At 69.4% G+C, this 12,992-nt stretch carries 15 protein-coding genes and 2 tRNA genes; 6 read left to right on the top strand and 11 right to left on the bottom strand.

What is annotated here, in order from left to right; all coding sequences use genetic code 11:
* Nucleotides 1-114 precede the first annotated feature (114 nt).
* The 6 genes from gyrB (at nt 115) to ACNAW0_RS09820 (ending at nt 6,150) form a co-directional block, all read left to right on the top strand.
* The gene (gene gyrB, locus ACNAW0_RS09845; protein ID WP_416287431.1) at nt 115-2,061 is read left to right on the top strand and encodes a DNA topoisomerase (ATP-hydrolyzing) subunit B; all 1,947 of its coding nucleotides are present in this window, start codon (nt 115-117) and stop codon (nt 2,059-2,061) included.
* Between the two features lie 130 nt (nt 2,062-2,191).
* Nucleotides 2,192-4,723, top strand: coding sequence for a DNA gyrase subunit A (gene gyrA / locus ACNAW0_RS09840; protein ID WP_416287430.1), 2,532 nt, complete (start codon nt 2,192-2,194; stop codon nt 4,721-4,723).
* Between the two features lie 3 nt (nt 4,724-4,726).
* Nucleotides 4,727-5,635, top strand: a complete 909-nt coding sequence (locus ACNAW0_RS09835; RefSeq protein WP_416287429.1) for a DUF3566 domain-containing protein — start codon at nt 4,727-4,729, stop codon at nt 5,633-5,635.
* 151 nt (nt 5,636-5,786) lie between these two features.
* Nucleotides 5,787-5,860 (top strand) — tRNA-Ile (locus ACNAW0_RS09830).
* A 42-nt stretch (nt 5,861-5,902) separates the two neighbouring features.
* On the top strand, nt 5,903-6,031 hold the full coding sequence (locus tag ACNAW0_RS09825; RefSeq protein WP_416287428.1) for a DLW-39 family protein: 129 nt from the start codon (nt 5,903-5,905) through the stop codon (nt 6,029-6,031).
* Nucleotides 6,032-6,074: 43 nt separating this feature from the next.
* Nucleotides 6,075-6,150: transfer RNA gene (locus ACNAW0_RS09820), tRNA-Ala, on the top strand.
* Nucleotides 6,151-6,164: 14 nt separating this feature from the next.
* Here ACNAW0_RS09820 and ACNAW0_RS09815 read toward each other — a convergent pair.
* The 11 genes from ACNAW0_RS09815 to ACNAW0_RS09765 form a co-directional block, all read right to left on the bottom strand.
* Nucleotides 6,165-7,448: a tyrosine-type recombinase/integrase gene (locus tag ACNAW0_RS09815; RefSeq protein ID WP_416287427.1), complete on the bottom strand. Its 1,284-nt coding sequence runs from the start codon at nt 7,446-7,448 to the stop codon at nt 6,165-6,167.
* On the bottom strand, nt 7,448-7,729 hold the full coding sequence (locus ACNAW0_RS09810; protein ID WP_416287426.1) for a helix-turn-helix domain-containing protein: 282 nt from the start codon (nt 7,727-7,729) through the stop codon (nt 7,448-7,450). Before ACNAW0_RS09810 ends, ACNAW0_RS09815 begins: the two co-directional genes overlap by 1 nt.
* Nucleotides 7,730-7,756: 27 nt before the next feature.
* Entirely contained in the window at nt 7,757-9,547 is a 1,791-nt protein-coding gene (locus ACNAW0_RS09805; RefSeq protein ID WP_416287425.1) for a replication initiator, read from the bottom strand.
* Nucleotides 9,547-9,813: a hypothetical protein gene (locus ACNAW0_RS09800; protein WP_416287424.1), complete on the bottom strand. Its 267-nt coding sequence runs from the start codon at nt 9,811-9,813 to the stop codon at nt 9,547-9,549. The genes ACNAW0_RS09805 and ACNAW0_RS09800 overlap by 1 nt, the downstream gene beginning before the upstream one ends.
* The gene (locus tag ACNAW0_RS09795; protein WP_416287423.1) at nt 9,810-10,565 is read right to left on the bottom strand and encodes a hypothetical protein; all 756 of its coding nucleotides are present in this window, start codon (nt 10,563-10,565) and stop codon (nt 9,810-9,812) included. The genes ACNAW0_RS09800 and ACNAW0_RS09795 overlap by 4 nt, the downstream gene beginning before the upstream one ends.
* Complete coding sequence (locus tag ACNAW0_RS09790) at nt 10,555-10,854, bottom strand: hypothetical protein (RefSeq protein WP_416287422.1); 300 nt, start codon at nt 10,852-10,854, stop codon at nt 10,555-10,557. The genes ACNAW0_RS09795 and ACNAW0_RS09790 overlap by 11 nt, the downstream gene beginning before the upstream one ends.
* The gene (locus ACNAW0_RS09785) at nt 10,851-11,204 is read right to left on the bottom strand and encodes an RRQRL motif-containing zinc-binding protein (protein ID WP_416287421.1); all 354 of its coding nucleotides are present in this window, start codon (nt 11,202-11,204) and stop codon (nt 10,851-10,853) included. The genes ACNAW0_RS09790 and ACNAW0_RS09785 overlap by 4 nt, the downstream gene beginning before the upstream one ends.
* Nucleotides 11,201-11,500, bottom strand: a complete 300-nt coding sequence (locus ACNAW0_RS09780) for a hypothetical protein (protein WP_416287420.1) — start codon at nt 11,498-11,500, stop codon at nt 11,201-11,203. The genes ACNAW0_RS09785 and ACNAW0_RS09780 overlap by 4 nt, the downstream gene beginning before the upstream one ends.
* Nucleotides 11,497-11,943 (bottom strand): DUF6197 family protein, encoded by a 447-nt coding sequence (locus ACNAW0_RS09775; protein WP_416287419.1) that lies wholly within the window; start codon nt 11,941-11,943, stop codon nt 11,497-11,499. The genes ACNAW0_RS09780 and ACNAW0_RS09775 overlap by 4 nt, the downstream gene beginning before the upstream one ends.
* Before the next feature lie 86 nt (nt 11,944-12,029).
* Nucleotides 12,030-12,239, bottom strand: coding sequence for a hypothetical protein (locus ACNAW0_RS09770; RefSeq protein ID WP_416287418.1), 210 nt, complete (start codon nt 12,237-12,239; stop codon nt 12,030-12,032).
* On the bottom strand, nt 12,236-12,992 hold a 757-nt coding region (locus tag ACNAW0_RS09765; protein ID WP_416287417.1), incomplete at its 5' end, for an FtsK/SpoIIIE domain-containing protein. The genes ACNAW0_RS09770 and ACNAW0_RS09765, both read right to left, overlap by 4 nt.

Below are 12,992 nucleotides of genomic sequence, written 5' to 3'. Positions count from 1 at the left end.
CGCGATCCGCGACCTGGCGATCCGGGGACTGGTCCGTGCGCGCCGACGTCGCGTGATGTCCGCCGTACCCGCGCCCCGCGCCCTGGCGCGGCCGGTGCGAGAAAGTGGCCGAGGGTGGCAGCGGAGGACAACAAGAAGTACGGCGCCGAGTCGATCACCGTCCTCGAGGGGTTGGAGGCGGTTCGGAAGCGGCCCGGCATGTACATCGGGTCCACCGGTGAACGCGGTCTGCACCACCTCGTGTGGGAGGTCGTCGACAACGCGGTGGACGAGGCGATGGCCGGATTCTGCGACACCATCGACGTGGTGCTGCTGGCCGACGGTGGCGTACGGGTCACCGACAACGGGCGTGGCTTCCCGGTCGACCTCCACCCGAAGTTGAAGAAGCCCGGTGTCGAGGTCGCGCTGACCGTGCTGCACGCGGGTGGCAAGTTCGACGGCAAGGCGTACGCGGTCTCCGGCGGTCTGCACGGCGTCGGCGTCTCCGTCGTGAACGCCCTCTCCACCAAGATGGCAGTGGAGATCCACAAGGACGGCTTCGTCTGGCGGCAGCAGTACCACCACTCCAAGCCGACCCCGCTGGAGAAGGGCGAGCCGACCGACCAGACCGGCTCGGCGGTCTCCTTCTGGCCCGACCCGGACGTCTTCGAGACCGTCGAGTTCGACTTCCAGACCATCTACCGGCGCCTGCAGGAGATGGCCTTCCTCACCCGTGGCCTCACCATCCACCTGCTCGATGAGCGGGTCGCGGAGAGCGAGGAGGGGAAGCCGCGCGAGGTGACCTTCCGCTACGACGGCGGTATCGCCGACTTCGTCCGGCACCTCAACGCCTCGAAGAACCCGATCCACAAGACGGTGGTCGAGTTCGGCGCCGAGGAGGAGGGCATGTCGGCGGAGATCGCCATGCAGTGGAACGAGTCATACGGCGAGTCGGTCTACACCTTCGCCAACAACATCAACACGCACGAGGGCGGCACCCACGAGGAGGGCTTCCGGGCCGCGTTGACCAGCGTCGTCAACCGGTACGGCGCGGAGAAGAAGCTGCTCAAGGGCGACGAGAGGCTCTCCGGCGAGGACATCCGCGAGGGGCTGGCCGCGATCATCTCGGTCAAGCTGACCAACCCGCAGTTCGAGGGCCAGACGAAGACCAAGCTGGGCAACACCCCGGTGAAGAGCTTCGTGCAGCGGGTCTGCAACGAGTCGCTGGTCGACTGGTTCGACCGGAACCCGGCCGAGGCGAAGATCATCATCACCAAGGCGTCACAGGCGGCCCGGGCCCGGATCGCCGCCCAGCAGGCGCGGAAGCTGGCCCGGCGCAAGTCGCTGCTGGAGTCCGGCTCGATGCCGGGCAAGCTGGCCGACTGCCAGTCCACCGATCCGCGCGAGTCCGAGGTCTTCATCGTCGAGGGTGACTCGGCGGGTGGCTCGGCCAAGCAGGGCCGCGACCCGCGTACGCAGGCGATCCTGCCGATCCGCGGCAAGATCCTGAACGTGGAGAAGGCCCGGATCGACCGGGTGCTGAAGAACAACGAGGTCCAGGCGCTGATCACCGCGCTGGGCACCGGCATCCACGACGACTTCGACATCGAGAAGCTGCGGTACCACAAGATCGTGCTGATGGCCGACGCGGACGTGGACGGCCAGCACATCCAGACGCTGCTGCTCACCCTGCTGTTCCGGTTCATGCGGCCGCTGGTCGAGCTGGGGCACGTCTACCTGGCCGCCCCGCCGCTCTACAAGATCAAGTGGAACAAGAAGGGCGACGATGCCCAGTACGCGTACTCGGACCGGGAGCGGGACGGGCTGATCGCGCTGCGCCAGCAGAAGAAGCCGAACGCCAAGCCGGACGACATCCAGCGGTTCAAGGGTCTCGGCGAGATGAACTACCCCGAGCTGTGGGAGACCACGATGAACCCGGCCACCCGTACGCTGCGCCAGGTGACGCTCGACGACGCCGCAACCGCCGACGAGCTGTTCAGCGTGCTGATGGGTGAGGACGTCGAGGCGCGCCGTTCGTTCATCCAGCGCAACGCCAAGGACGTGCGATTCCTCGACATCTGACGGACCATGTCGGGCCGGGCGGAGATCCACCGGCCGGCCCGACGGTCCACAGAGTTATCCACAGCCCGGACGGTTTCCACAGCCGTTGTCCACAGCACGAACACGACTCTGAGTCTGATAAGGGTTAACAGTGACCGATACTCCCGAGTCCACTCCCAACGAGCCGGAGACCCCGGAGACACCGGCCGCGGTCGTGCAGCACGACCGCATCGAGCCGGTCGGCCTCGAGGTCGAGATGCAGCGCTCGTACCTCGACTACGCGATGAGCGTGATCGTCGGGCGGGCCCTGCCGGACGTCCGGGACGGGCTCAAGCCGGTCCACCGCAAGATCCTCTACGCGATGTTCGACTCCGGCTACCGGCCGGACCGCGGCTACGTGAAGTGCTCCCGGGTCGTCGGCGACGTGATGGGCCAGTTCCACCCGCACGGTGACTCGGCCATCTACGACGCGCTGGTCCGGATGGCGCAGCCCTGGTCGCTGCGCTACCCGCTGGTCGACGGCAACGGCAACTTCGGTTCGCCGGGTAATGATCCGGCTGCGGCCATGAGATACACCGAGTGCAAGCTCGACCCGCTGGCCATGGAGATGCTGCGGGACATCGACGAGGACACCGTCGACCTGCAGGACAACTACGACGGCCGGGCCAAGGAGCCCACGATCCTGCCGTCCCGGATCCCCAACCTGCTGGTCAACGGGTCCGAGGGCATCGCGGTCGGCATGGCCACCAAGATCCCGCCGCACAACCTGCGCGAGATCGGCGCGGCCGTGCAGTGGTGCCTGGAGAACCCGGACGCCGACGAGGCCACCACCCTCGAGGCGCTGCTGGAGATCGTCAAGGGCCCGGACTTCCCGACCCACGGCCTGATCGTCGGCCAGGCCGGCATCCAGGACGCGTACCGGACCGGGCGCGGCTCGATCCGGATGCGGGCCGTGGTCGAGGTCGAGGAGGACAAGCGGGGCCGCCCGGCGCTGGTGGTCAGCGAGCTGCCGTACCAGGTCAACCCGGACAACCTCGCCGAGCGGATCGCCGAGCTGATCAAGGAGGGCAAGCTCGGTGGGATCGCCGACATCCGGGACGAGTCGTCCGGGCGTACCGGCATGCGGATCGTGCTCGTGCTCAAGCGCGACGCGGTCGCCAAGGTGGTGCTGAACAACCTCTACAAGCACACCCAGCTCCAGGAGACCTTCGGCGCCAACATGCTGGCGCTGGTCGACGGCGTGCCGCGCACGCTCAACCTGGCCCAGTTCATCCGCTACTACGTCGAGCACCAGATCGAGGTCATCCGCCGGCGGACCGCGTTCCGGCTGCGCAAGGCGGAGGAGCGGGCGCACATCCTGCGCGGTCTGGCCAAGGCCCTCGACGCGCTCGACGAGGTGATCGCCCTGATCCGGCGTTCGCCCACCGTCGAGGACGCCCGCCAGGGCCTGATTCGGCTGCTGGAGATCGACGAGATCCAGGCGACCGCGATCCTGGACATGCAGCTGCGCCGCCTGGCCGCCCTTGAACGGCAGCGCATCCTCGACGACCTGGCCAAGCTCGAGCTGGAGATCGCCGATCTCAAGGACATCCTCGCCAAGCCGGAGCGGCAGCGGAAGATCGTCTCCGAGGAGCTGGGCGAGATCGTCGCGAAGTGGGGCGACGACCGGCGTACCAAGATCGTGCCGTTCGACGGCGAGGTCTCGATGGAGGACCTCATCGCCCGCGAGGACGTCGTGGTCACCATCACCCGCACCGGGTACGCCAAGCGCACCAAGGTCGACCTCTACCGCTCGCAGCGGCGCGGCGGGAAGGGCGTCAGCGGTGCCACCCTCCGCCAGGACGACATCGTCAGCCACTTCTTCGTATGCTCGACGCACGACTGGATCCTGTTCTTCACCAACAAGGGTCGGGTCTACCGGGCCAAGGCCTACGAGCTTCCGGAAGCCAGTAGGGTGGCCAAGGGCCAGCACGTGGCCAACCTGCTCGCATTCCAAGCGGATGAGCAGATCGCGCAGATCATCGAAATTCCGAACTATCAGGTGGCGCCCTACCTGGTACTGGCGACGAAGAACGGCTTGGTGAAGAAGACGCGGCTCGAGGAGTTCGACTCCAACCGTTCCGGCGGCATCATCGCGATCAACCTGCGCGATGAGGACGAGCTGGTCGGCGCTGCCCTCAGCGGTCCGGGGGACGATCTCCTGCTCGTCTCCAAGAACGCCCAGGCCATCCGCTTCAACGCCACGGACGAGGCGCTGCGCCCGATGGGCCGAGCCACCTCCGGTGTGATCGGCATGCGGTTCAGCGAGGAAGACGTCCTGCTCGCGATGGAGGTCATCCGCAGCGAGGGCATGGAAAACCTGGACGTGCTGGTCGCGACGAACGGGGGCTACGCGAAACGTACCCCGATCGAGGAATACCCGGTGCAGGGCCGGGGAGGTAAAGGCGTGCTGACCGCGAAGATCACTGAGCGACGTGGTGGTCTGGTGGGTGCCGTGGTGATCAGCCCGGAGGACGAGCTGTTCGCGATCACCAGCAACGGTGGCGTCATCCGGACTCCGGTGAAGCCTGTACGCCGTACGCGTGACCGGAACACAATGGGGGTCAAGCTGATGGACCTCCCGGATGGCGTGACTATCGTGGCAATTGCTCGCAATGCCGACGAGCCTGACGAACAGGACTAGTTGATGACGGAGACACAGGCGAAGTCGGGGAACAAGGGGACCTCGGCCAACCCGGCCGACGAGGAGGCCGCGAACGGCGATGCACCAGCGACCGGTCGCGCGGCCGTGGGTCGGGCCACGGTCCCCGCCGATGCGCCTGCCCCGAAGTTCACCCGGGCCCCCGGCATGACCCCGCCGCCGGACAAGCCCGCGGAGGACTCGGGGACGAGCGAGAAGGCCGACCAGGCCAAGGCCGACGCGTCGGCCTCCACCGAGGGCCCGGCCGCCACGGCGGCCACCGCGGCGAAGCCCACCGTGACCCAGCCGATCAAGATGACGGGTACGGCCCGGCCGTCGCCCGGCACTCAGGCGCGCATCGGGGCGGGTCTCGGCACGGCTGCCAAGCCCGGGTCGGACGGCGCCCGGGCCGGCACGACGAGGGGCCGACCCGCCAACGGCGGTGGCCTGCCGCCGGGCATCGCCGGCCCGGCCGCCGTCGGGGCCGCGCGGGTGGGTGAGGCGGTACGCGCAGCGCGTACCTCGGTCAGCTCGGCTGCCTCGCGCGGGCCGCGCCGGGCCCGCCTGAACCTCAAGCGGATCGACCCGTGGTCCGTGATGAAGTTTGCGTTCGCGGTCTCGGTGGTGCTCTTCATCGTGGTGGTCGTCGCCACCTCGGTGCTCTACCTGGCGCTGGACGCGATGGGCGTGTTCAAGGAAGTCAACGCAAGCCTGACCGACCTGGTCAACGCCGGCGGCGCCTCAGGTAGCGGCGGCTTCCAGATCACCGCCAAGGGCGTGATCATGAGCTCCGCGCTGATCGGCCTGGTCAACGTCGTGCTCTTCACCGCGCTCGCCACCCTCGGTGCCTTTGTCTACAACGTTTGCGCCGACCTGGTCGGCGGGGTCGAGCTGACGCTCGCCGAGCGGGACTGACCCGACGACGACCGCCGGGGCATCGCGTAAAGCGGTCGCCCCGGCGGCGCGTATCCGGGTAGGTTTCGTCCCAGGCGCGGGGTGAATGCCGCCACCGACCCCCGATTTGGGCACGGAGACGGCGATGGGTTAACCTTGGCCGTCGCCATGCGGGGCTATAGCTCAGTCGGTTAGAGCGCAGAGCTGATAACTCTGAGGTCGCTGGTTCGATTCCAGCTAGCCCCACCGCACGTCGTCTGACAGTAATCGAGCGTGAGGGGTTGCCCCATGTTCAAGAAGATTCTGATCCTGGCCGGCATCGTCGGCGTGGCCGCTGTCGTGGCCAAGAAGGTGAAGGCCTCGAACGACGAGCGTGCCCTGTGGCACGAGGCGACCACCGCGCCCGACCTGCGCTGAATGGTCGCTCCAACTGCCAGCACCGGGCGGGTCCGCCCGCCTCGGGGCCCTAGCTCAACTGGCAGAGCACTGCCTTTGCAAGGCAGGGGTTAGGGGTTCGAGTCCCCTGGGCTCCACCACGCTTCCGTGCAGGTCACGGGGCATTTTCTCCGCGTGACTCCGACTCGTCGGATCGACGGTCATCGTCGCTCGTCAGCGATTCGTCAGCAGAGGTCGCGAAAGCTCCTCGGATGAGCCGGTGGAAGTCGGCCGGGGTGTGCGTGTAGCGATTGAGTGTCGTAGATGCGTGCTCATGTCCCACAGCCGCCTGAACGATGTTGACCGGCACTCCCCGAGAGACAAGCCACGTCACGTACCCGTGCCGCAGGTCGTGGAAGCGCAACCCGCCGGCCGCCTTGACCGCCACGTGCGCCACCGCCTCGCGGTGCGTCGTGAACTCCGCCGACCACTCCACGCTCTCCCGGTCGCGCCAGGCAGCCCGGAACCGGTGTGGGCCAGTCTCCATTACGGTGCCGAGCAGCCCGGCCCGCACCAACGAGGGCCGCCACACCTGGCGCCGGAAGTTGCTGCGCAACATCGGGTCACCCGCCTGGTTGGTGAACACTCGATCAGCCTCGCCGGGGTCCGTCCGCTCACGGTGGCACAGCAGCTCGGCCCGCAGGAACGGCGGAATCGGGACCCTGCGACGGCTCTGCGCCGTCTTCGGGTACGGCTTGTCCGCCGGGTGCCCGTTCACCTCGATCACCACGCGCTGCACGGTCAGCGTGGCGTCCTGGTCGTCGTCGTCCGGCAAGTCGATATCGGCCCACCGCAGCCCGAGACACTCGCCCCACCGCAGTCCGGCACCGGCCGCCGCCGCGACCACCGGGCGGTGCCACTCCGGAACGCTCGGCAACAGCAGCTCCTGCACCTGGTCGAGCGTGAGCGCGAACTGTCCGCCCGCGCGCTTGCGCTGTGCCGGCAACCGCACCCCCTCGCACGGGTTGAACGCGATCAGGCGGCTACGCACTGCCGCCGCGAGGATGGACGACAGCAGCGAGTGGCACGACGCCACGGTGGCCGGCGACAACTCCCGGCCCATGCGGGTAACCCACTCCTGCACGGCCAGGTAGTCAATCCGGGCGACCGGCCACGCGCCCCACTGCGGCAGCAATCGCGCGTTCAGTCGCGAAGTCCAGCCGGCGAGCGTGGTCGCCTCCACCGATCGAGAGGCCAGCCAGCGTTCCGCGTAGGTGCCGAATCGGGCCTTGCCGGCGGCGGGGTCGACGTACGTGCCCTGACTGACGGTCGCCTCGGTCGTCGCCAGGTACGCGGCAGCTTCCTTGCGAGTGCGGAACGTCTTGGCCTTCTGACGGCCAGACGGGTCGCGCCAGTTCGCGCGGAAGGTGCCGGCGGGCGTTTTGACGATGTGTCCCATCAGCGCCCCCGTCCGTCGGTGCCGGTTTCCCGAACATCATTGGACGGATCAGAGGCGACGCCGTCGAGCCAGACGTGGAAGCGTGCCCGGGGGATCAGCCAGCGGCCACCGAGGCGAGTCGCCGGAATGGTGCCATCACGGACGAGGGCGTAGGTGCTCCCCAGGGAAAGGCCGAGCAGCTTGGCGACCTCGCGGACTGTGTAGGTGACCGGCTCAACGACGCTTGCACCGCTGCGGGGGACGAGCCGGATGACGGGACTCGGGCGGGCGGTGGTGCTCATGGTGGTGACCTCCTCAGGTCTGTCGGGTTAGGCGGCGGCCGGCACTGTGCCGGCCGGGGTGGTGCCGAGTTCGTGGGCGAGTTCTTCGCGGCCGGTGGTTCGTCGTTCTCTGGCCATGGCGGCGGCGGTGTTGGCGAGGAGGGCGTCTCCGGTGGTGTGCCAGCCGACGCCGGCGAAGGTGAGGGTGCCGACGATCAGGGGCGTGGCGTCATCGACCCGGCCGGCGAGTGGGCGGCCGGTGGCCGGGTGCTCGTGGGCCTGGTCGTCATGCCGCCGGTAGGCGATGCGGGTGTCGCGTAGGAGTTGGAAGGTGACCGAGTAGCGGCGGCCTTTGGTGAGGAAGTGGCCGCCGTAGCCGAGCATGTGCGCCCATCGCCGTAGCCGGGCGTAGGGGTTGGCCGTCGCGGGTTTCGTCGGTTCGGTGTCAAGGCTGGCTTGACGGTGGGCGACGCAGGTGGGGCAGGCGGCGTAGCGGGTGTGGGTGCCGCAGTCGGGGCACTCCCAGCGCTGGACGAAGCCGGGTGTGGGCCGTGGTTCGCGGGGCCGCTCGGAGAGCGGGATCGGGGTGCTGGTGGGTCGGCCGATGCGCCAGCAGGCGTCGATGAGGCGGGCGGTGTGGTCGCCGTCGGGGTCGGCGTAGTCGCCGATGGTGTCGGCGTCGAGGCGGGTGGAGGTGTGCCCGGTGGCCTCGGTGCTTTTGGTGGCGTACTTGGCAAGGTAGCCGGCGACCATGCCATCGGTGACCTCACCGCTGCCGTCGGTGGCGATCGGCTCCAGGTCGACCTGCTCTCCCCAGGCGATCGGCCAGCCCTCGGGCCGGTCCGGATGGTGCGGGGTGTGGAACGCGATCTGCCCGGCGGCGTGGCGGAGCGCGTCGACGAGGTCGGCGACCGTGAAGCAAGCCGGCGGTGGGACGACGGCGTCAGGGTCATCGGGGCTGACGCCATCGAGGCGGGCGATGGCGTGGAAGTGCACCGCTCCCCGGGCTTGCAGTTCGGCGACCTTCCCGGGCGACAGCCGCACCGGCGGGACCTTCCGCGTCTTCCCGGAGGCGGTGGCTACCTCAACCTTGGGGATGCCGCGTCGGTGGGCGAGTTTGGCGAGCCAGCGTTCCGCGGCTTGTTTGGTGCGGTGCCAGAGTTCGCCGGAGAACAGGTTCCAGACGACCTGGTGGTCGTGGTCGTAGCAGTCCAGGCACAGCGGCTGACCGAGGGCGGCGTCTCCGGCCTCGTGCCTGGCCCAGCAGACCGACGGGCGGCCGTGGGGGCAGAGGCCGGCGGCCGGGTCGGTGGCACGGCGGGCATGGCACGGCTCGGCCCGGCAGTCGCAGCGCTTCCGGTTGCCGCAGGTGTGCTTGCGGACCACGCGGGCATGGACCGGCCCGAACGACGGGGCGGTGAAGGTGGCGAACACGGCCGGATGCTCGGCGACCGTCTCCGGGACGCCCTTGCCGCCGACGAGGCCGGCGCGCAGGAGTTGGAAGGCGTCGCGTTGGTAGGTCTGGGCGCAGGAGGGGCAGACGGTGGCGCGGCGGTTGCCGCAGGCGGTGTAGATAACCGAGTCCGGCATGCCGTCGGTGTGCCGATCGCCGAGGACACGGCCCGTGGCCGGGTCGACGGTGAGCAGTTGCCCGGCGAGCCGGATGGGGCGGGTGCAGCCGCCGGCGGCGCGGACGTGTTCGATCCAGCCGAAGTAGTCGGGTTGGGTGGCGCGTTCGAAGGCGGAGCCGGCGGCGGTGTAGCCGTACACGATGGTGTCGGCGTTCGAGCCCACCCCCCGGGCCGAAGTCCGGGGGGTGAGGTCCAGCGTCGAGGCCATCAAGCCGCCACCCCGTCGGGGTGGTGGTTGGTGATGGTGCGCTCGCGCACGATGACCCGGCAGGCGCCGCATTGGCGTTTGGTCGGCTCGTGCTGGTGGCAGGGGACGGTGGTGGTCACCTGGCCGCAGCGGATGGTGACCGGTGCCCGGCAGGGTCCGCCGGGGATGACGTCGACGACGGTCCGGCGGGTGTCGTACGGGTGCGGCTCCGGGTTGGCGGGGCAGGTGTGCAGGATGTGCACGATGTCGACGAGGTAGATGGTCATCGGGCACCACCGCCGATGGTGGTGAGGAGCTGCCCGGCGACGGCCGGGGCGACATCGAGCCGGTCGGCCAGCTCGGCCGGCGTGATCGGGGTGCCAGTGGATTGCTCGTGCTGCACGGCCGCGAAGCGAGCCATGGGCAGCAGGCGGGTAGGGACGTCGACCGGCTCCGAGGCCGGCACGGTGACAGGCTCCGGCTCGACAGCCGGCGTGTGGGTGGGCTCGGCGACCAGAACGGGTGCCGGTTGCGGTGCAGGGGTGATGGCGGCGGCCGGCGGTGCCGGCTCGGTGACCTGCTCAGCCACCTGAACCCGGATCGGCGCGGCCGGCTCAACCGGCTGGGTGTCCTCCCGCACGGTGGGTGCGGGGGCGAGGACGAGTTTGACCAGGGCCATGAACGCCAGTGCCGGGACGGCGGACAGGAGCCAGCCGGATGGTCCGGACTTGGCGACCGCGAGTTGTGCGGCGAGGGAGAGGCTGGCGGCGGCGATGAGCAGGAGCATCGGGTAGCCGATGGATGCGCCGGCACGGCGGCGTCGGCGGATGGTCAGCAGGGAGGCGATGGGGACGAGTTCGGAGATGACAGCGTTGGCCCAGCCGAACCACTGCCCGGTCCCGTCCGGGGAATTGGCGAGGGTCCAGTCTTTGACGTGGGTGAAGGAGGCGGCACCGGCGAAGCCGGCGACGGTGAGCAGGATGAGGACCAGGACGACACCCTCGACGCGGGTGCCGGTGGTGGGTTCGTTAGCGGACATCGTCGCCTGCCTCCTGGTAGACGGAGGTGACGGTGCGCTGCTCGGCGAGCAGGCCGACGCAGCCGACGCGGATGGCGTCGCAGGTGGCGCAGTGCTCGCCGTCGGCGGCGGTGCAGGCTGCGCGGTGGGCTTCCTGGATGTGGCGGATGGATTCGGCGTAGTAGCCGGACAGGAACCGCTCGTAGGACAGGGGGCCGCGGTCGGCGAAGTATTCGGCGAGGGCGGTCACGGCGTAGTCGTCCGGGGTCATCCGCTCGTCAGCGGCGAGGTTGGTGATGGCGGTGGTCATCGGGCACCTCCCGGGGTGCAGTCGAGGCAGGAGCCGGTACGGCGAGGGATGTAGTAGGGCTGGATCTGGCCGCAGTGCCGGCAGGTACGCCGGGCGCGCAGGGCTTTGGCGATGGCCTCCCGCTGGGCGGGCGTGGCGATGCGTTTGGGCGCGGCGAGGTCGAGGCGGTAGAGGTAGGCGACGCGCTTGCCGCGCCACCAGACGATCTGCGCGACCGGGTCATGCCCTCCGGGGCGGAGGCCGGCGGCACGCAGTTGCCGACGAGTGGCCAGGCCGTCAGGGGCCATCCGGTAGGGGAAGGTCGGGAAGCCGGTCACAGTGCCGGCCGGGTCATAGGTGATTGCGGTCATGACTGGCCTCCCCAGCGCTGCTGGACGGCCTGCCGGGAGATCCCCAGCCGCTGGCCGATCTCGGCCCAGGAGTAGCCGAAGGCCTGCAGACCGAGGACGGCTTCGCCGATGGCGTCATCGAGGTTGGTGGCCAAGGCGACCAGGTCGCGGAGGGCTTCGACGTCGCCGGTGGCGACGCGGCGGCCGTGGGCGCGGATGATGCGGCGTGCGAAGGCCGCGAACTCGTCGTTCTCGACGACATCCCGCCGCTTCTGACGGGGGACGCAGGGCGTCAAGGTCGGCTTGACAGTGCTCATCGGTTCTCGCCTCCCTCGGTGTGGAGGCGGTCCCACTCGTCAGCGGCCTTCTCAAGGGCCGTGATGACCTGCTCGGCGGTCCGGTCCGGGTCGTCGTTCCAGGAGTAGGGGGAGGTGTGCTCCTCGACGAGGAAGCCGTCTTCGTCGACGAAGCAGATGGGTAGGCAGCCGTCGAGGTAGGTGGTGAGGATGCCGACGGCCTGCCGGAAGGTGACCTGGGTGTCGAGGTCGAGACCGTAGAAGTGGTCGAGGCGGTGGCCGGCGCAGGCGATGCCGATGGCCCCGACGGCGCAGGCCGGCGGGGTGAGGCAGTCGGCGGGGGCGTTGGTGGCGTAGTAGGTGCCCTGGTGCCAGCCGTGCCGGCGCAGGTAGAGGGCAGCCATCCGCAGCAGGTCAGCAGGGGTGACCGGCGCGAGGGTGGGCGGTTGGTGGGTAGCCTTCATGGCAGCCACGTCCTTTCGAAAGGGCTTGGTGGGAGGTCGGCAGGACCAGCTCTGCTGCCAGGCGATGACCTGGTCCTGTCGGCCGATCAGGAGGAGCGGAGCCGCAGGTAGCGGCGGTGTCGGGTGTCGTCCCCGCCCATCTGGTGCGGGGCGGAGACGTAGACGAGCCGACCGGTACTGCGGGCGGCGTCGATCATGGCGGCCAGGTCCTCGGGACTGCCGACGATCCACATCTCGGTGTATTGCGCGGCCCGCTGGTTGTTGGCGCGGGCGTAGGTGCGCTCTCGGGTGGTCATGCCGCCAGCCCCAGGTCGAGGCGGGTGCCGTCGGGGACGGCGGATAAGCGGTTGGGTCGGCGGATCCAGGCGGCGTAATCGGCAATCGCCGCGATCTGACTGTCGGACAGGTAGGCGACCTTGATGCGGCGGGGGATGCCGCCTTCGGCGATGAGGTAGGCCGCGCCCTGGTTGGTGGGCTGGATGTCGGTGGCGGTGTAGCCCTGCTCGGCCCAGCCGTGGCCGAGGACGATGTTCGAGCTGTTCGGGGTGGTGCAGCGGAAGGCGGCCCGGTAGCCGAACAGGTCCCGCAGAGACGTGGGGATGATGTCGAAGCTGGGCCGCTGGGTGGCGGCGACGACGGGGATGCCGGCGGCGCGGCCTCGGGCGACCAGGTCGCGCAGGAGAGCGACGAACTCTTCCTGTTCCTGCTTGCTGCCGACGGTCGCGGAGTAGAAGGCGATTTCGTCGACCAGGACGGTGATGACCGAGAGGCCGTCGGCGGCGGTGACTTTGCGGCGCCCGTGGGCGCGAAGCCAGGCGTAGCGGTTGTTCATCACGACCTGCAGCCGCTTCAGCACGGTCAGGGCGGCGGTGATGTCGGGGCCGATGAACGCATCGGCACAGTCCTCCCACTGCCCGAGTTCGACGAGCTTGCCGTCCAGCAGCACCAGGCGGGAGTCGACGGAGAGGGCGGCGTGGGCGGCGATCGTGTTCAGGAGGCCGGATTTGCCTCCGCCGGGTTCGCCGCCGGCGAGGAGGTTGCGGTAGGCC

The organism is Micromonospora sp. SL1-18 (assembly GCF_047921505.1).
GTDB lineage: Bacteria > Actinomycetota > Actinomycetes > Mycobacteriales > Micromonosporaceae > Micromonospora.
The sequence above is the reverse complement of the archived record's forward strand: the minus strand, read 5'-3'. Positions and strand labels throughout refer to the sequence as shown.